Below are 18,054 nucleotides of genomic sequence, written 5' to 3' on the forward strand. Positions count from 1 at the left end.
CTAGCTCCTGATTGCCCAGAACTGCATTTCCATGCCCGGGAAACTGCCTGCCACGTGGAAGGCAAAGCCACTGGCGTTCTCCAGCATCTGCCAGGCCTGGCTCTGATCGTCCAGCCGGAAGTAGACGAAGCCGGCATGGTATGGCAACTGCCGGGGCGCCACCGGCAGTGCCGACAGTGGAATACCCGGAAGCTGAAGACTGATGAGATCGCGGATTTTCTCGACCGACGCCACCTTGCACTGCTGGGTGAACTGTTTGCGGAGGTCGTCCAGCGGCATGTCGGCTTTCACCGCGAGAATGAACTCGGCGCTCTGCAGTAACTGGACATCCTGCACCGGCGCGACCGTCAGACCGTACTGGCGTTGCTGTAACTGAATGGCGAGGGCACGGGGCTCCAGCACGGTACTGAGGGATTGCCTCAGCACCTGCATCAGGGGGCTGAAACAGGCTTCCGGCAGGTCGTGATCGTAGGCCGTGTGCTCCTGAGGCAGCCGCGATTCGTCGGTAAACGTCACCAACTCGCCACACAATTCCAACAGCGCCTCGAACAAGCGTTCCGGGTGCAGTTGTCGCAATCGCGCCAGGTGCATGAATCTGGGATGACTCCGGTTAAGCATCTGCAACAGCATGAAATCCGACACATCCGCTACACCGGCCTGCCCGGGGGCACCGACGCGATCGGCGAGGTTCCGCGCCCGTTCCCGCATCAATCCCGCCATCTCGCCGACAAACCGCTGAAGTCTGGGCGCCGCCCGAACGCTGAGCATGGTCGGTATGAAGTTTGGATCCATGACCAGGCTACCGTCCGGCCGCTTCTCCAGGATTCGGCCAATCGCCAGAGCGGCATAGGCGCTGCGGTCTTCCTGCTCCAGCATCAACCGTGGTGCCACCCGGGCGACATCAATGTTGTGGGCATCGCCATCAATCGAGTGCAAATCCCGAACCTCGGTGCTTTGAGCCCTGAACCGTCCTGTAACCGAACCCTCTGGCCACTCAACTTCGGACAGGTTGTCACTGCCCAGGGGCAAGGCCAGGTAGACCACCTGGTTGGCCACCGACGCATCGCTGATCTCCAGCGGTTCGGGCATCACATCATCCTGAGGCAGGTTGAAGCGGGTACCATCCGGGAATAGTCCGGCTCCGCGGACCAGCCCCACCCGGCCAAAACTGAGATATTCCGCATTCAGTTCCAGATCACTGAAGCCATAGAGGTAATCCGATACCGCCAGGGCGCGCTCATTGATCTGGTGCTCAAGATATCGTTGCTGCTGCTGGAAGTGCTGGGGTTTGATAAACAGCCCGTCACTCCAGACCACACGGTTGGTGACTGTCATCAGGATTCATCCGAGCGCTTGAGTTGAACTTCCCGCTCACGCAGGTTGACCAGCAGGTGATAGCGTCCGCCGATGGGATCCACCTTCACCACTTTCTTCCATTGGGAAAGATTGGGATACGCGTAGAAGGCGATGATGCCGACAAAGCGCGTGTCCTCACTGATCTCGAACGGCTCGACGAATTTGAACTGGCCTGGAACCAGGGAATAGTCGCTGTGGTCGACGTAGTTCTGGCCCAGAGAATCCTCCAGGTTGTTGAGCAGGGAATCGAAATCTCCGGCCATCAGCAGAGAGCTGTCCCGCATCTCGATAATCTGGAAGGCAATGGGTGTCGGCGCCAGGGACTCGTTGGGATTCACATCGGGTTCGGCAACCATGGTCAGGTCCACCCGACTGGGCAGATCTTCCGGGTAGCCCACGGGGATGTCCGGGTCCCAGAGCACCTTGGCGGTCTTGGTGACCGCGTTATAGGGTGTGCTGCATCCGGCAAGCACAATCACGATGGCCAGCAAACTCCATTTGCAGGTCTTCACTTCAGATTCTCCCTTTGTAGTTGGCGCAGATGTTGGTCGTATGCCTGGTCGAACACCTCCTGAAACAGGCGCTCGAATCCCTGCTGACGACTGGAATTCAGTTCCCGGTAATAGTGTTGGTACATGTCCCAAGCCCAGTGCCCCTCGTCCTCGCTCTCCTGGAGGCCCCGGCGATAGCCGTGAAAACGACGTAAAAGTGCTTCCGGTGAAAACGCGTGCAGAATGGCATCCAGAGCCTCACGGATGGCGACCCGAGTCGCCTGCTGGTGCTGATTGAGGCTCTCCAGGCTTTCCCGAACCGCCGCCGGGGCAGAGAGGTGGACCGGGCTCCGTTGACCAGCGAACAGCGTCTGAACGGTGTCGCCGTAGGACTCACCAAGTCGCAGCGGGTTGTCTTCGATGGGTTGCAACCGGGTTCTCAATGCCCGGTGGTGGCTGTCTTCGCCCCGGTGCAGTGCCAGCAAGCCGTCTACAGTGGCCTGCAAGGTTTGCCCCGCTTCCTCGAGAAACAAGCGCATCTCGTCGCTGTCGGCAAAGTCGAGTTCGCAGCCCATTCCCTTGATGAGTGGCGTGGCGCTGATGTGTTTCCGGCTCTTTTCGTCCCGATGTGCCCCCAGTCTCGGCGTTTCAGGCGTTTGTTCACCATCCGGCCAGTGCAGCATCGGGTCATTACTCTCGACAGCAGGGGTCACCGGCTCGATGCCTTCGAGCGGTTCACAGCCACCGGGCTCCGCATCCCGCACCTGCGCCCTCTTCAACTCTGCGGCCTGACCATTGATCAGGCGATCATCGTCTGCCCCGCCCTCCGGCCAGACTTCAGGGGCATCATCGCCGGCGAGTTCGGCACGGATCTGGTATCGGCCAATGGTTAATGTGTCACCATGATTCAGCCGCGCCCGCCGCCCGCGACCAACCGGCTGGCTGGCGCTGTTAATGTAGGTGCGGCCGCTCCGGTCAATCAAACAGAAATCGCCTTCCATGAACCGCACTTCGGCGTGCCCGGCCACCACACCGGTCCGTTGTGAGGACAACTGCCAGGTATCATTGGCCGCCGTCCCGATGGAACCACCGGCGGTATTGAAACGGTGCTCAATGGCGGCACCACCATTTGTGGCCGTTGGGTTGGTGACGGTCAGTTTCAGAACCGCTGCTGGTTGCCTTTCCATAATCAACTTCCCTGTATCGCCAGCGTGGTTACCGGCGTATCTGAATCCGAACGGCAGGCCGGGATGAGGCCCGCTCTGGCGTGACGAAAGAATTCCATCCCAGGCGCACATCCTCGCCCAGCTGCATCGGCCGGATGTCCCTGGGTCTCATCTGAAGCTCAAGGTCATAAGCCAACTGTTCCCGCGTGGCGAACTCCACAAGTTTGAGCAAGCGTTTGTGCTCCCGGCCATTGGGCAGGAAATCCGCGAAGCGTTGGCGGCTCAGGTTGCGGATCCGCAACACGAACTTGCCACTCCGGTCGCGCACCTGAGCACCCACGAGCGTGTCCATCCCCAGCGAGGCGTTGCTCCTGCCCAGCTGGGTTTGCTGGGCTTTGGCGATATCCACTTTGCGCAACACCCACTGCTCGATGCTCACATCTTCAAGATCGAAACAATGGGCAACCATGCCACTGACAACGTCGGGGGATCGGCTGCGCCCGGCCATCAACCCGGCATAGGCCAGCATTTTGGACCAGTTCACGGGGGTGGCTTCGCGCAGCCGCGCATCGCCCAATCCGACCAGCGCGAAGATCAGGTCAGAAAACCCATCCGAGGCGCCAGGCTGGAAGCGAATGTAATACCGGTACTTGCGCCAGGCCCGATGGAACAGCGTCACCAGACGGTGGTTGAAAAAGTCCAGAAAGTGCCGACGCACACCCAGGTTCTGGCCGGCTTCCCAGGCCAGATCTTCCAGGTAATATCCGGGCAATGGCGACTGCGAACCATGCAATCCAAGGAAGCTCACTTCCATCTGGTAAGGCGCATGCTCATGCTCGGGCGACAACGCAGACACCACGTCGCTGCCGGGGAACCCCAACCCTGCCGAGGCAGAAAACCGGATGCGCTCCTGCTGAGGATGGTCTTCACCACCCTGCTCCAGATCGTCGCCGTGGTGCCGATGGATCAGATCCACCAGCTGGAAAAAACTGTAGCGCCGCGCGTTACCCAGAACGGGTTGCAGCTCGGCTACATCAGCGGCTGCTGACCTTGCTGTAACGTCCATGTGTACCGTTCCTGGTTTTCTGTATTCACCACTTCCAGTTGGTGAAATGCGTTGATGCTGGCATAAAGCGCAAAGAACTGGCTGAGTACCGTTCCAAACAGGTACAGATCCCCTTCCGAGGCAAATCCGCTCTGATCGAGACTCAGCTCCGAGCGTATGCCACGTACCGGCAGCCCCCGGATCATCCTGTCCACGGGGTTTGTGGCTATGCCACTGATACCCGCCAGCCGCTTCTTCGATATTCGTTCCGCCTGCCGGTCCACCAGCGCCCGGAAATCATAGACACGCAGCACGGTCCTCAAGGCCTCCACATCCAGCATGGAGAGGTAGTTGAGCGACAGGTTCGAAATCAATGTCCACAGCAGGCTGCCATCCAGCGTTGGCCGAAGCGTTGCTGTGGGTCGGGTAATGTTGCTGAAGGAGGCAAATGCCGGCGTCGTCTCCGTTGCCATGGACACTTCCCCAACCGCCAGTTGATTGGGTAACTGGCGGTTGGTGCAGGTGAGGGTCAGAGACACGGCTTCCTGGCGGTTCAGGCACTCACTTTCGTCCCCCCGGACAAAGGACATATAGTGGTCGAAACCATCGCCACGAACACTCTCCCGGACCCGGGTCCGGTAATACAATGCCGTTCGCCCCCGATCTCTCTCCACTTCGTGCTGAAAGCTCTCGAATGGCGTGTAGATACGCGGCTCGCCCCGTCCCGAGCGGCCCTCAAGCCAGCCTTCCACCTGTTCGACACAGAACACTTCGTAGTGGTCCGGTGAGCGACTCGACGGGGAGATCCGGTACTCGGTCTGGCGCCCGTTCAGGTCCACTGGCTCGCCTTCATGGCTGAACAGGTTGACCGCCGGGGTACAGTACAGCTGCAGGCTCTCCGCCCTTACTTTGGCCTCCGGAGGAAGAATCCGGCTGAACTGGAAACGCACACTGATTTCATCGGCCTGGACAGCCGGCAGCCGTGTTTTCAGGCCGGTTATATCCACAAAGCGAAACGCGTCCGGAAAGCTGAGGTACTCCTGCAGGATCCGGTAGCCGGGATAGGCGTTTTTCGGATACGGCAGCAGTGCTTCGTCAGCGGCAAACCCAACCGGTCGCAACGACGAAGCAGGCAACCGATAGGTCGAGTTGCCGACCACCAGTTCGATGCCGGTCAGATAATGATTCAGCCACAGGTACAGGGTCTCGGAGGTATGATCATCACCCCCCAGATAAAAGCGAAGATGGTCCAGCCCCAGAGTGTTCAGTGACTGATCGGTGTGCAACGCCAGATCCACAGTGACGGAAGACACCTCCCTGGAATGCTCGGCGTAAACGCCGGCGACGCTGATGGGGAATACATCCACCGCCCGACAGGTCCGGAACCGGCACTGAGTCTGACGGATGGCGTCTCCGACCGGCCGACTCTTGATCTCGGTGTGTCGTTCGACCCGCTGGCGCTCACTGATGGCGTGCAGTTGCGGATCAAATTTCATGATGGTGCAGCTGGGCACCGGCCGCAGATAGTTGGGCCAAAGCATGTTCAGCAGCGAATGAGTCAGCTCGGGAAACTCGTCTTCTACCTTCTCCCGCAGCTTACCTGTCAGAAACGCAAACCCCTCGAGCAACCGCTCCACATCCGGATCGGTACTCTGTTCCGACAGAAACCGGGTAAGTTGCGGATGAGCCTCCGCAAACTCCCGTCCCTGCAACCGCAGAAAGCTCAATTCATCCCTGTAAAACCGATTCAACTTCATGGGGCAACAACACCAATGCCGGGAAGAGGGAGTGACGATGCTTTTCTGGCGGGAAAAAATGTCTGAGCGCAGCGAGTTGTTTTTTTTCCAGAAGAAAAGCGTCGTTGCTCCCTCTAACTCCGAACTGGAGACATGGCGCTGCCCGAAAGACGCTCAAGCCATCCCTGGGCGCTTGGGCTTCGCCATCCATGGCTCCGCACACTTCCGGGCAGCGCCATGCCTCCAGTTCTCATCCTTGTCTTCAGCTACTAGGGCGTTACATCACCCGGTAGTAGCGCTTGTCATCCAATAACAGATCAATGGTCGTCTTATCGTCTTCCGAGCCAACCCTGAGATAGACCGTCACCTGAAACCGCAACTGCAACGGATCCGGCCCCTGGGGCAAAGCAACCACATCCACCCGGCTCACCCTGGGCTCATAGTCTTCGATGCACTTCCGGATCGCGGACCGGATCTGGATGCTCAGATCATGGGTTCCCAGCGTCGCGTCGTTGAAATCCAACAGACCCAGGCCCGGAACACTCGCGCTATTGCCCGGATGGGCATTCAGCAATCGAACCAGATGGCGTTTGATGGATTCAACGACGTGGGGGGTATCCCCCATGCTTTGGCCGGCTGCGTCGGCAGCCTGTTCCAGACGTTCGAACAGACTGCCTCCCCGACTCAGGGCCTCATCGCCGAACACGATTTAGTCCTTGTCCAGACGACCTACCAGCGACAACTCGAAGTTCGCGCCCATGTATTTGAAGTGAGGGCGAACCGCGAGAGAGACCTGGTACCAGCCCGGATCGCCCTCGACGTCCGAGACCGTAACCTGAGCGGCGCGCAGCGGGCGACGACTGCGGACATCCGCAGGCGGGTTTTCCTGATCGGCCACGTACTGTCGGATCCAGGTGTTGAGTTCACGCTCCAGGTCCTGACGTTCTTTCCAGGAACCAATCTGCTCCCGCTGCAGCACTTTGATGTAATGCGCCAGCCGGTTCACGATCATCATGTACGGCAACTGGGTCCCCAACTTGTAGTTGGTCTCCGCTTCTTTGCCTTCCTTGGTATTCGGGAACTGTTTCGGTTTCTGAACCGAGTTGGCAGAGAAGAAGGCGGCGTTATCGCTACCTTTGCGCATGGTCAGGGCGATGAACCCCTCATCTGCCATTTCGTATTCTCGACGGTCAGTAATCAGCACCTCGGTGGGGATCTTCGATTCCAGCTGACCGAAGGACTCGAACACGTGCACCGGCAGGTCTTCCACGGCGCCACCACTCTGGGGACCGATAATATTCGGGCACCAGCGATACTTGGCGAAGCTCTCGGTCAGTCGGGTTGCAAGCAGGTAGGCCGTGTTACCCCACAGGTAATGCTCGTGATCTGCGGATACGTCTTCCTTGTAATTGAAGCTGCGAACCGGATTTTCGGTCGGATCGTAAGGCACCCGCAGCAGAAATCGCGGCGAGGTCAGGCCCAGATAACGGGCATCTTCGGATTCACGCAGAGAGCGCCACTTGGCGTACTTCGGACCTTCGAAAACGGCCTTGAGTTCCTTGATGGCCGGAAGTTCCTGATAGCTATCGACACCGAAAAACGACGGTGCCACGGAGGACAGGAACGGCGCGTGGGCCATGGCTCCCACGGAGGAAACATACTGCAGCAGTTTCATGTCCGGGGTGGAGGGAGTGAAGGCGTAATTGCCGACGACGGCACCGACCGGCTCGCCCCCGAATTGGCCGTATTCTGTGGAATAAATGTGGTTGTAGAACCCGGTCTGGGTTACATCCGGAGCAAATTCGAAGTCTTCGAGCAGTTCGGTTTTGGTGGCGTGCAGGATATCGACCTTGATGTTCTCGCGAAAATCGGTGCGATCCACCATCAGCTTCAGGCCGCGCCAGGAGGATTCCAGCTCCTGCAGCTGTGGCGCGTGCAGGATTTCATCCATCTGGGCGCTGATCTTTCGGTCCAGTTCCACGACCATCTGGTCCACCAGGGCCTTGTTGACGGGCTGGCCTTTCTCGTCGCTGTTCAAGAGGTTGGCGATAAAGGTTGCTACCCCCTTTCGGGCCACATCGTATCCCTCATCCGCCGGCGCCATGCGACTGTTCGCCATGACCTGATCGAGAAGCGACCCTTCGGCCACGGATTCGGAGGCAGCAGATTGCTGCACAGCAGTATCAGACATACCACATCCCTTTAGTACGTAATTGATCGTCGATATTGAAGGCCGCGTTCAGGCAGCAGCCTTCGATTATTCGCTGTCGGTGGCCAGTTCCAGTTCGGCCAGCAGCTTGTCCCTTGCATCATCATTGTCCAGCAGCTCCTGCAGCTTGGAACGGAACGATGGCACATTACCCAGCGGGCCCTTGAGGGCGACCAGTGCTTCCCGAAGCTCGATCAGTTTTTTCAGCTCGGGTACCTGGCGGGCAACACTGTCAGGGGAGAAATCGTCCAGAGACTGGATCTCAAGGTTTACCGGCAGGTCGTCGGCTTCCTCATCCAGCTTGTTGGTCACGGTGGTGGAAAGACTCAGGCCCGCTTCCTTCATGACCGAACGAAAGTTGTTCTTGTCGACGGAAATGGCCTTTCGATCTTCGATGGGGGTTTCTTCCGCATGCCCCTTGAAATCGCCAACAACAAACATCTTCAGCGGCAATTCGGTTTCAGCCTGCTGATCTCCGGTGGCGGGGACATACTTGATATTGATGCGCTCTTTAGGCGCGACGGAACCGTCTTTAGAAGACATGCGCTTGCTCCCTGTGCAAATCATTTGCAGTTGTTCAATCCCTTGTACGCGCCCTCCTGGCACGCAACGGCAAAAACTCTACACCCCTAATCCGGCATTCTCAAGCAAAAACTGGCCAGCAGAATCTCGGATTGTGCGTAGAGGCAAACTTTTGCCAAATACCTTGTTTCTGACGTTTCCTTCTGCCATGCAGGACGGTTCAGTCAATGACGCCTTTTTTACCTGCGGCTATACTCGAACTGATCTTTCCAGGACATAAACACCAACACAGAGACTCAATCAAGGAGAACGCAATGAGCGACCTGAAAACCCAGTTTGACGAAGCGGTCAACTATATCCAGACCGCAGAGGGCGATTTCCAGCCGTCCAACGAGATGAAACTGGAATTTTATGCGCTGTACAAGCAAGCCACCGAAGGCGATGTCTCCGGCAAGCGTCCGGGCATGATGGATTTTGTGGGTCGCGCGAAGTACGACGCCTGGGAAAAGCTCAAGGGCACCTCCAGCGATGCCGCCATGCAGCAGTATATCGACAAACTTGAAGCGCTGAAGTAATGCCCTCCGGCCCCGGCTTCCATGGCCGGGGCCTGCGCGCCCATCAAAATTTTGCGGCGTTCAACAATTTGTCATAAGATGCCGCCAAGATAACAACAAAAATTCACACCGTGAGTATTATCCATGGACATTACTGAGGCGCTGGAACAATCCCAGCCGGGCCTTGTTGGCCGTGTCAGAGTTGCCATCCGTAACCAACAGCTAAACCAGCGAGCCGAGCAGAACTATCTGCATTGGATCACCCGCTTTGTGCTTTTCCACGATATGAAAGATCCGGAAACCCTGGCCGGCGAAGATCGCCAGCAGTTTCTTAGCTATCTCAGCGACCGTATCCGTGTGTCCCGGGCAAGGCTGAACCAGGCCAGCCAGGCACTAACGTTCTTCTATGAGGACGTGCTGGGCAAAGCTTCCGTGAGCGGAACCACCGTTGCTGCCTGAGCCAGGCAGCGGAATCAACGCTCCGTCATGTTGACGTTGAGGGCGTCGTAAGTCCGGTTCTGGGGCGGGCGAATCACATAGTTGTTACTGTGGGTCTGTCCCGGAATGGATTTCGGGTTGCTGAATCGGAACTCGGCGGGGATCTCCGACCGGCCAAGGTCCGTGCGACTGTCACCGGGCTGCAGTGCCAGCGGATCCAGATAGAAATCGTCATCACCGGCAGGTGACGTCGGCACACCGGCAGCCGGAGCGGCCAGCCCGCCTTCAACGATGGTGTTCGCCAGGGCTTCTTCCTCGACCGACTGGAAAGGGATGCTTTCTATGGTGGAACGCTCTTCATACTGAAAGGCCTCACCATCGCGGTTATTGTTCTCCTCAGCCTCTGCGCTTGTGGTCCAGAGCGCAGCCGCAAAAACCGCCAGCGTCAAGGCTTGCGCGGAACGCCAGCCACCAAACGAAATTCCTGATTTTCTGCTCATATCCGACACCGTGACTTAGCTCCCCTTTCAGAACATCCAATGTTACCCGCAGAACAGGCATCCCTCTGAAAGGCAGGCCAACCAGACAATTTTTGATCAGTTTATCGCCTGACGCGACAGTTTGCGCAGGCAATCGACGGATATGTGACGCTATTCACTTGTTCTCAGGGGGCTGGCTCATAGTGAATATCGGTGACAAATACCGTTTTCCAGCCCTCGGGCGTCCGGATGCTGACCTCATCGTCCCGGCGCTTGCCAATCAGAGCCCGGGCAAGCGGCGCGTTGATGCTGAGGTAGCCCTTGCTCAGGTCGAATTCATCGGCACCGACCAGACGATAGGTCTGCTCCTCGCCCTCCTCATCTTCGACCGTTACCCAGGCACCAAAGAACACCTTGTTCCGGTCTTCGGGCAGTCGATCAACCACGGTTAACTCGTCCAGACGCTTGGTCAGAAAGCGCACACGGCGATCGATTTCCCTCAGCTGTTTCTTGCCGTAGATGTATTCGGCATTCTCCGACCGGTCCCCTAAAGCGGCCGCTTCACGCACCGCCTGCGTCACTTCCGGGCGCTTTTCCTTCCAGAGATAACGCAGTTCTTCACGAAGCGCCTGCTCTCCTTCCGGCGTAATATAGCGGGGACGGGCATTGGCACTGCCTTGGATCTTACTCATAGAACCTGCCTTCGGATCGGTCACGGACGGGCGGGGAGACATAAAAAAACCCCGTCAAAACGGGGTAAGGCTAGCGCTGTGCTGGAGGGAGAAGCAAGCGGCTTCGCCACTTGCTTCACTTACTACAGTGCCTATTCTCCACAGTCTGGGTTACCTGGGCGTGGCCGAGGAATTACCTTTTAGTCAGGGTCCCGCGGGCGAGGAGAATCCGAAATTAGGTTGCACACTCTAGCGTCCGGCAGTAGCGTTCAGGGAATATTTCAGTACTTTGACCATTCACGGAGATTGCAGATGAACACGCAGAAACTCATCGACATGGCCCTTCAGGGCGTGGACACACTCGGCTACCGTCTCGACCAGTTCGGTATTACCGGCAAGCTCAATCGCCACAACATTGCGGCGTTCCTGATGGCCGAGCAAAAGCACCTGGAAGGCGAGTGGGACAGCATCCAGGCCAAAGTGGACCGTCGTCGCTCACAGTTCGAGCAGGTCACCCACCTGATCGAAAGCCGTGCAGACGCGGTGATTTCTCCGGTTATGGCGCAGGTAAACCGGTTTCGCGCCAGCCAGTAACTTCATCAGTGACTGCTGATTTCCGGCGCATTCCGGGGCTCATCGGTACCGGCTGGTAATTCTGCCTGGGCTGTTTTGATGCGTTTTCCGATGCCATTGAACGCCGGCATCCTTACCGTAACGGTCAGCCCGGGCAAATCCTCCCCTGGATAGGTATCCGTCAGGATAATGCGCCCCTTGTGGATCTCGGCAACGGCGCTGACGAGACTCAGTCCTAACCCATTTCCCGGCAGTGACCGACTCTTACCCACACGGTAAAAGCGCTGGAATACCTGATCTTTCTCGTCATCAGGTACGCCGATACCACTGTCAGATACTTCAAAGACGGCCTCGCCACCTTCCTTACGGACGTTGACCCCGATGGTGCCATGCTCCGGCGTATACTTGATTGCGTTATCAATCAGGTTGCTGATCATCTGGAACAGCAGGTCCCTGTCGCCCTCAAGCATCACGTCCGGCGCCAGTGACTGCTTGAATGTCTGCTCCTTATCCTCGGCCAGTGCCTCATAGAGCTCTCCGGCATCCGCCACCAGTTCGTCGAGTGCGACCGGTTTCATATCGGCGGTATTGCCTCGGGTTTCCAGGCGGGCAATTCGCAACAGGGCATTGAATGTCGCAAGCAGCTGATCGGCCTCTGCCACGGCGCGCCCTGCCTGCTCCCTTGCCTCATCGTTGTCCACAGCCATCAGGGTGTTTTCCAGCTGATTTCTCAACCGGGTCAGCGGTGTTCGAAGGTCATGGGCAATGCTGTCAGACACGTGGCGGATACCTTCCATCAGGTACACAATCCGGTCGAGCATCTGGTTCAGGTTGCCGGCGAGTTGGTCGAAATCGTCGTCGGTGCCCCGGGTGGGAATGCGCAGGGAGAGATGGCCATTCATGATCCGGCGGGAGGTATTGTTGATCACTTCGATTCGCCGGGTGGTACTGCGGCTCATCATGAAGCCGCCCAACAATGCCAGGGCCAGGGTAATCCCCATGCCCCAGTTAATGGCGGTTTCGATCACCCGCTTGAGATTGGTCAGTTCGTCAACATCGCGACCGACTAAAAGGCGCAACCCGCCCTGTACTTCAAAGATACGGCCGCGGGCAAGTCGCTTGGCCCCGGTCCAGCCCACGGACTCGTCCAGGGTAAAGTTGATCCAGCCGCTTTCCGAGCGGCTGCCTTCCGGCCAGGTCTCGATATTGCCCGCCAGCTTGAGAAAATCATCTGTGGTTAGCAGGTAAATGGATTTGGCATTGGGATCCCGGGCGACACGTTCCCGGATGATGGTGATCAGTCCATTGACACCGCGACCGCGATACTGCTCCGCCAGACCGGCGATTTCCGCTTCAATGGTCTCGTCGGTCTGGGCGGCCATAAACCCGGCTGTGCGCCAGTAGATAAACGCCAGCAGAATGAATACCGAGGTGGCAAATACCACCATGTATAGCAGGGCAAGCTGGAAGGACGATGTCCTGAGCTGGCTAAGCAGTTTCACGTAACATGTATCCTGCACCCCGGATGGTTTGCAGCAAGGGTGTTTCGAATTCCTTGTCGATCTTCGCCCGTAGACGACTGATGTGTACGTCGATCACGTTGGTCTGGGGGTCGAAGTGATAATCCCAGACTTTTTCCAGCAGCATGGTCCGGGTAACCACCTGTCCGGCATTACGCATCAGGTACTCCAGCAACCGGAACTCCCGTGGCTGCACGTCGATATTCTGGCCGGCGCGCTTGACGGTCCGGGCCAGCAGGTCCATTTCCAGGTCTGCGACCCGCAGTACCGTTTCTGTTTCGGCGGCCTGACGATTGCGGCGCACCAGGGACTCAATGCGCGCCAGAAGTTCGGTGAAAGAAAATGGCTTGGTCAGGTAGTCATCACCGCCGCCCCGGAGACCTTCAACGCGATCGTCCACATCGCCCAGGGCACTCAAAATCAGTACCGGCACCTGATTGCCCGTGGCGCGCACGGTCTTGATGATGGACAGACCGTCCATGCCCGGCAGCATGCGGTCCACGATCATGATGTCGTAGTCCTCACTGGCGGCCATCATCATGCCTTCTTTGCCATCGGCGGCATGATCCACAACAAAATCGGATTCCTTGAGCCCCTTCACCAGATAATTGGCTACATCCTGATCGTCTTCAATTACCAGTGCTTTCACCGGCGTTCCTCCCGATTAGCGGATTTCATTAACATCAAGGGTACGAAGAAGTCCCACAGCGAGCCAGTTACGATCTTGTAAGAGGGTGTCGCCTATGGCGACGGTCACTTTACCCCTGATAACCAGCCCAGACTGTCATCTGTCTCTCCGGACGGCCGATATTCCGCGCTGACCCAGCCTTCGTACCCCATCTGGTCGATGGCCGCGAAAACATTCGAAAAGTTAATCTCTCCCGTACCCGGCTGATGCCGGCCCGGATTGTCCGCAAATTGAATATGGGCAATCCATGGCTTCAGACACTCCATCGATCGAATCAGATCACCTTCCATAATCTGCATGTGGTAAAGATCATATTGGAGGCGGACATTATCCGCGTCCACTTCTTCAATCAGCGCCAGCACCCGGCCCGAGGTATCGAGCATGAAGCCGGGCATGTCGACGCGGGAATTGATCGCCTCAAGGCACAGGGTAATCCCCTCTGCCGCCAGTTTCTCAGCAGCGTAGCTCACATTGGCCACCAGCGTCTGCCAGGCCGTATCATCACCCACCGTTGCCGGTTTCAGGCCGGCCAGGCAGTTGACCTGCTTACAGCCCAGTACTTGTGCATAGGCAATCGCCGTATCCACCCCGGCCCTGAATTCCTCCACCCGGTCCGGCAGACACGCAATGCCCCGCTCCCCGGCATCCCAATCGCCTGGCGGCAGATTGAACAGTACCTGGGTCAACTGGTTATCATCGAGCTGCTGGCGTAGCTGCTCTGCCGGGTACTCGTAGGGAAAGAGGTATTCAACGCCCCGGAATCCAGCCGCACGGGCTCGGGCGAAACGGTCGAGGAAGTCCACCTCGGTGAACAGCATGGATAGATTGGCAGCAAAACGAGGCATGGCTTACTCCTTCGGGCCGCGACCCAGTGATCCCATCAGTGTACCGTTCATATGCTCCAGTTCCAGCAGCAACCCGCTGTGATCCACATCGCTGTGGCCGTTGGCGATCAGCGACAGGTATTCGTTGTGGGTCTGTTGCGCCAATGGCAGGGTCAGGCCTTCAGCCCTGGCCTCGTCCAGAATCATCCGCATATCCTTGAGCTGGATGCGGGCCGGAGCCCCCGGTGCAAACTCCCGGTCGATCATACGCTGACCATGCAATTCAAGAATCCGGCTGCCAGCAAAGCCCCCCATCAGGGCTTCCCGCACTGCCGCCGGATCCGCGCCACCCCTGGCGGCCAGTAACAGGGCCTCTGATACGGCACCGATGGTAATGCCCACAATTGCCTGGTTGGCAAGCTTGGCCAGCTGCCCGGCGCCGACCGGTCCAATGCGTGTGCATTTGCCCAGCACCTCAAACACCGATGCTGCCGTCTCGATATCTTTCTCCGATCCGCCCGCCATGATACTCAGGCGCGCTTCGGCAGCCCCCAGCGTCCCTCCGGAAACCGGTGCATCGACGTAGCCTGCCCCTCGCTCTTGAGCCAGCGCGGCATGGCGACGAGCAACGGAGGGCTGCACCGAACTCATATCAATCAACAGCGCGCCCGGCTCCAGGGCATCCAGGGCGCCCTGGGCAACGAGCACGTCGTCCACGACCTGGCCATTCTCCAGCATGGTGATCACGACATCCGCGCCTTTGGCCGCATCGGCGGGTGTGTCGGCAATGGTTGCCTCACCGGCAAACGACTCGCACTTGCTTTGAGTACGGTTCCAGAGCGTCATGGGGAAACCGGCGTTCAGCAGGTTACGGGTCATGGGAGCACCCATCAGGCCGATACCGAGAAATGCAATGCGGGGAAGCGTCGAGGTCATTGTTATTCCGCCTATCTGTCAAATGGGGTGCATTATACAAACAAAAACGCCACCAACCTCTCGGTGGTGGCGCTTGTTACGACTCCGCTGCCAGTAGGATCAGGCCGCTTCTGTCATCTGGTTACGGATCTTCTTCATGGCGTTCTTTTCAAGCTGCCGGATGCGCTCGGCAGACACCCCGTATTTGTCAGCCAGCTCGTGCAGGGTCGATTTACTATCCGACAACCAGCGCTCACGCAGAATGTCCTGGCTGCGCTCGTCCAAGCTGCTTAGTGCTTCCATCAGGCGGCCATTGGAGTCTTCGGTCCAGTCCGCATTTTCCAGCTGGACGGCCGGATCGTTGCGGCGATCCTCAAGATAATAGGCCGGTGCCTGATAGGCATTATCGTCGTCATCGTCCATCGGACCATCAAACGCCGTATCCTGGGAGGCGAGGCGCCCCTCCATTTCCCGCACAACCCTGGGCTCCACACCCAAATCGGCCGCGACGGCGTTCAATTCGTCGTGGTTCAGCCAGGCCAGCTTTTTCTTCTGACTGCGAAGATTGAAAAACAGCTTCCGCTGGGCCTTGGTAGTAGCGACCTTCACGATTCGCCAGTTACGCAGGATAAACTCGTGAATCTCGGCCTTGATCCAGTGCACAGCAAAGGACACCAGCCGCACACCGTATTCCGGGTTGAAGCGCTTGACCGCCTTCATCAGTCCGACATTGCCTTCCTGAATCAGGTCCGCCTGTGACAGACCATACCCGGAATAGCTTCTGGCAATGTGAACGACAAATCGCAGGTGAGAGAGCACCAGTTGACGTGCGGCCTCGACGTCGCCTTCGTAATGGAGACGCTCGGCTAATTCCCGCTCTTCATCAACCGAGAGTACCGGAATGCGACTTGCAGCCTGGATGTAGGCCTCAAGGTTGGCGCCCGGAACCAGTCTGTCAACCAGTTGTAAACTCGTACCCATGCAGTTACCTCCGAACCTGACAGCCTTTAAATATACCAATTACTTTTATGACCGCCAAGAACCTTAAAAGTTCCCAAATTTTCCAGTAAACCGTTAAAAATCAACTACCTGAAAAATTCACTAAATCGTGCCCACTGCAAGAAAATAAGACGTGCACAGACACTTACTCAATACGGTTTTCCCGCAATCCGGATCAACCGCCGGCGATTTCTCCCGGCTCAATGTCATCCATGTGACGTTTCACAGCGACCCAAGCGCCTAGCCAGCCTAACACCATGGCCACAATAATCAACGCAAGCGCGCCATCGATACTGAGACCGTTGAGTGAAAAATCACTGCGATACAAACCGGCGAGGCGCTCGATCGGCCCACTCAGCCACCAGAGCGACAACTCCAGCAAGATAAAAGCGACCAGTCCTCCGCCGAGACCAAACCAGGCGCCGGTATAGAGGAAGGGCCGACGAACAAACGCATCCGTCCCACCGACCAACTTCGCCACCAGAATTTCATCCCGGCGATTTTCGATCGCCAACCGAACGGTATTGCCGATCACCAGCACGACGGCCACCGCCAATAACATCGATAACGCCCAGACCGCCCGCGACAGCAGATCCGTCATGGCATTCAGGCGTTGCAACCAGCCAAGATCCACCTGCACCTGCTCTACGGATTCCATACCTTCGACATAGGTAACCAGCGACTGAACGCCCGCCTGGCTTCGGGCGCTGTCTTCCGGCGTGATCAGGAGGGTGTGAGGCAGCGGATTGTCCTGCAGGAAATCCAGGGCGTCTTCCAGACCGGATGAAACCCGGAACTCGGCCAGCGCCTGATCCCGCGCAACCAGCTCTACGCCTTCCACTCGCCCGTCACTGCCTATTTCCTGGGCCAGCCCCCGGGCATCCTCGAGAGAACTGTCAAGCTTGAGGTACGCGGTCACCCGGGCACTGCTCTCCCAACCAGCACTGACGCCCTCCAGACTGGTCAGCAGTAACAGAAGCGCCACCGGCAGTGCCAGAGCAACCCCCATCACAGTCCAGGTCATGAAGCTGGCCACCGGCATACGCCAGAGCCGACGGGCACTGTCGGCTGCAACCTTGCGATGATGATTCAGATAACTGTCAGCCTGTTGCCGCCACGGAGCCTGGCCCTTTCGCGCTCCCCTTGCGGTTTCCTGCTTGCTGCGTGAGTCAGTGGCCACTTACACCCCCATCAGCGGCGAACCGCCAGCCACCAGCCGACCATGATCCAGGGTCAGGGTCCGGCAATTCATCTCGTTGACCAGGGCGATGTCGTGGGTCGCGATCAGCACAGTTACTCCCACCTGACTGAATTGCCCGAACAGGTTCATGATGTCCGCCGACAACTCCGGATCCAGATTACCGGTGGGCTCATCTGCCAGCAGCAACGGGGGCTTGTTCACCACTGCCCGAGCAATGCCAACCCGCTGCTGTTCACCGCCGGAGAGCTGCATCGGGTTCATTTTTTCCTTGCTGAGCAGGCCCACCTTGTCCAAAGCAGCACGGACGCGCCGACCGATGTCACTCGGGGAAGCCCCCGTCACTTCCAGCGGCATGGCAACGTTGTCAAACACGGTGCGGTCAAACAGCAGCTGGTGATTCTGGAAAACCACGCCAATATGGCGACGAATGTAGGGAATCTGGCGGCGCGGCAGACTGTTCAGTTTCTGGCCACCCACCACGACTTCACCAGCACTGGGTCGCTCCATGACCATGAGCAGCTTCAGCAAGGTGCTCTTGCCGGCCCCGGAATGCCCGGTCAGAAACGCCAGCTCACCGCGATCCAGGGCAAAGTTCACCTGGCGCAGGGCGGTGTGATCACTGTCGTATCGTTTGGTGACCTGGCGAAACTCAATCATGACCTACAGC

Annotated in this window: 20 protein-coding genes; 3 read left to right on the plus strand and 17 right to left on the minus strand. The window is 58.0% G+C overall.

The annotated features are described in order from the left end of the window. The 8 genes from tssK to tssB all read right to left on the minus strand — a co-directional run bounded on the left by tssK (position 1) and on the right by tssB (position 8,546). A complete protein-coding gene (tssK, locus tag D777_RS00050; protein ID WP_036127295.1) occupies positions 1 to 1,335 on the minus strand; it encodes a type VI secretion system baseplate subunit TssK in 1,335 nt (444 codons plus the stop codon). Continuing rightward, the gene (tssJ, locus tag D777_RS00055) at positions 1,335 to 1,868 is read right to left on the minus strand and encodes a type VI secretion system lipoprotein TssJ (RefSeq protein ID WP_036127298.1); all 534 of its coding nucleotides are present in this window, start codon (positions 1,866 to 1,868) and stop codon (positions 1,335 to 1,337) included. Before tssJ ends, tssK begins: the two co-directional genes overlap by 1 nt. After that, positions 1,865 to 3,034 carry a type VI secretion system-associated FHA domain protein TagH gene (tagH, locus tag D777_RS00060; RefSeq protein ID WP_036127300.1) on the minus strand — a complete coding sequence of 390 codons (1,170 nt, stop codon included), beginning with the start codon at positions 3,032 to 3,034 and terminating at the stop codon, positions 1,865 to 1,867. Before tagH ends, tssJ begins: the two co-directional genes overlap by 4 nt. A gap of 28 nt (positions 3,035 to 3,062) precedes the next feature. Continuing rightward, positions 3,063 to 4,079 carry a type VI secretion system baseplate subunit TssG gene (gene tssG / locus D777_RS00065; RefSeq protein ID WP_036127303.1) on the minus strand — a complete coding sequence of 339 codons (1,017 nt, stop codon included), beginning with the start codon at positions 4,077 to 4,079 and terminating at the stop codon, positions 3,063 to 3,065. Further along, positions 4,043 to 5,815, minus strand: coding sequence for a type VI secretion system baseplate subunit TssF (gene tssF / locus D777_RS00070; RefSeq protein WP_036127305.1), 1,773 nt, complete (start codon positions 5,813 to 5,815; stop codon positions 4,043 to 4,045). The genes tssG and tssF overlap by 37 nt, the downstream gene beginning before the upstream one ends. A 256-nt stretch (positions 5,816 to 6,071) precedes the next feature. After that, complete coding sequence (tssE, locus tag D777_RS00075) at positions 6,072 to 6,500, minus strand: type VI secretion system baseplate subunit TssE (protein ID WP_036127308.1); 429 nt, start codon at positions 6,498 to 6,500, stop codon at positions 6,072 to 6,074. A 3-nt stretch (positions 6,501 to 6,503) separates the two neighbouring features. After that, positions 6,504 to 7,985 carry a type VI secretion system contractile sheath large subunit gene (gene tssC, locus D777_RS00080; protein ID WP_036127311.1) on the minus strand — a complete coding sequence of 494 codons (1,482 nt, stop codon included), beginning with the start codon at positions 7,983 to 7,985 and terminating at the stop codon, positions 6,504 to 6,506. A 66-nt stretch (positions 7,986 to 8,051) separates the two neighbouring features. Then, on the minus strand, positions 8,052 to 8,546 hold the full coding sequence (gene tssB, locus D777_RS00085) for a type VI secretion system contractile sheath small subunit (RefSeq protein WP_036127314.1): 495 nt from the start codon (positions 8,544 to 8,546) through the stop codon (positions 8,052 to 8,054). A 293-nt stretch (positions 8,547 to 8,839) separates the two neighbouring features. On the opposite strand from tssB, the gene D777_RS00090 reads away from it, so the two are divergent. Both D777_RS00090 and D777_RS00095 read left to right on the plus strand, forming a co-directional pair. Next, positions 8,840 to 9,100: an acyl-CoA-binding protein gene (locus D777_RS00090; RefSeq protein WP_036127317.1), complete on the plus strand. Its 261-nt coding sequence runs from the start codon at positions 8,840 to 8,842 to the stop codon at positions 9,098 to 9,100. 123 nt (positions 9,101 to 9,223) lie between these two features. After that, a complete protein-coding gene (locus D777_RS00095; RefSeq protein WP_036127321.1) occupies positions 9,224 to 9,538 on the plus strand; it encodes a site-specific integrase in 315 nt (104 codons plus the stop codon). A gap of 14 nt (positions 9,539 to 9,552) precedes the next feature. Here the strand turns inward: D777_RS00095 and D777_RS00100 are convergent, their stop codons facing one another. Both D777_RS00100 and greB read right to left on the minus strand, forming a co-directional pair. Further along, on the minus strand, positions 9,553 to 10,017 hold the full coding sequence (locus D777_RS00100; RefSeq protein WP_036127323.1) for a hypothetical protein: 465 nt from the start codon (positions 10,015 to 10,017) through the stop codon (positions 9,553 to 9,555). Between the two features lie 164 nt (positions 10,018 to 10,181). Further along, entirely contained in the window at positions 10,182 to 10,688 is a 507-nt protein-coding gene (gene greB / locus D777_RS00105; RefSeq protein WP_036127326.1) for a transcription elongation factor GreB, read from the minus strand. Between the two features lie 291 nt (positions 10,689 to 10,979). Between greB and D777_RS00110 the strand changes: the two genes are divergently transcribed. After that, positions 10,980 to 11,261 carry a hypothetical protein gene (locus D777_RS00110; protein WP_036127328.1) on the plus strand — a complete coding sequence of 94 codons (282 nt, stop codon included), beginning with the start codon at positions 10,980 to 10,982 and terminating at the stop codon, positions 11,259 to 11,261. Positions 11,262 to 11,266: 5 nt separating this feature from the next. On the opposite strand, the gene D777_RS00115 is transcribed toward D777_RS00110, so the two are convergent. The 7 genes from D777_RS00115 to ftsE form a co-directional block, all read right to left on the minus strand. Beyond that, a complete protein-coding gene (locus D777_RS00115; protein WP_036127335.1) occupies positions 11,267 to 12,742 on the minus strand; it encodes a sensor histidine kinase in 1,476 nt (491 codons plus the stop codon). Further along, positions 12,729 to 13,409 carry a winged helix-turn-helix domain-containing protein gene (locus D777_RS00120; RefSeq protein ID WP_036127344.1) on the minus strand — a complete coding sequence of 227 codons (681 nt, stop codon included), beginning with the start codon at positions 13,407 to 13,409 and terminating at the stop codon, positions 12,729 to 12,731. Before D777_RS00120 ends, D777_RS00115 begins: the two co-directional genes overlap by 14 nt. A gap of 104 nt (positions 13,410 to 13,513) precedes the next feature. Further along, positions 13,514 to 14,293: a hydroxypyruvate isomerase gene (gene hyi, locus D777_RS00125; protein WP_036127346.1), complete on the minus strand. Its 780-nt coding sequence runs from the start codon at positions 14,291 to 14,293 to the stop codon at positions 13,514 to 13,516. A 3-nt stretch (positions 14,294 to 14,296) separates the two neighbouring features. Continuing rightward, on the minus strand, positions 14,297 to 15,208 hold the full coding sequence (locus D777_RS00130) for an NAD(P)-dependent oxidoreductase (RefSeq protein WP_036127348.1): 912 nt from the start codon (positions 15,206 to 15,208) through the stop codon (positions 14,297 to 14,299). A gap of 99 nt (positions 15,209 to 15,307) precedes the next feature. Continuing rightward, positions 15,308 to 16,168, minus strand: coding sequence for an RNA polymerase sigma factor RpoH (gene rpoH / locus D777_RS00135; protein ID WP_036127350.1), 861 nt, complete (start codon positions 16,166 to 16,168; stop codon positions 15,308 to 15,310). Positions 16,169 to 16,361: 193 nt separating this feature from the next. Next, positions 16,362 to 17,366 (minus strand): permease-like cell division protein FtsX, encoded by a 1,005-nt coding sequence (ftsX, locus tag D777_RS00140; RefSeq protein WP_036127352.1) that lies wholly within the window; start codon positions 17,364 to 17,366, stop codon positions 16,362 to 16,364. After that, on the minus strand, positions 17,367 to 18,044 hold the full coding sequence (gene ftsE / locus D777_RS00145; RefSeq protein WP_036127355.1) for a cell division ATP-binding protein FtsE: 678 nt from the start codon (positions 18,042 to 18,044) through the stop codon (positions 17,367 to 17,369). Positions 18,045 to 18,054 lie beyond the last annotated feature (10 nt).

This window comes from Marinobacter nitratireducens, from assembly GCF_000708045.1.
Taxonomy (GTDB): domain Bacteria; phylum Pseudomonadota; class Gammaproteobacteria; order Pseudomonadales; family Oleiphilaceae; genus Marinobacter; species Marinobacter nitratireducens.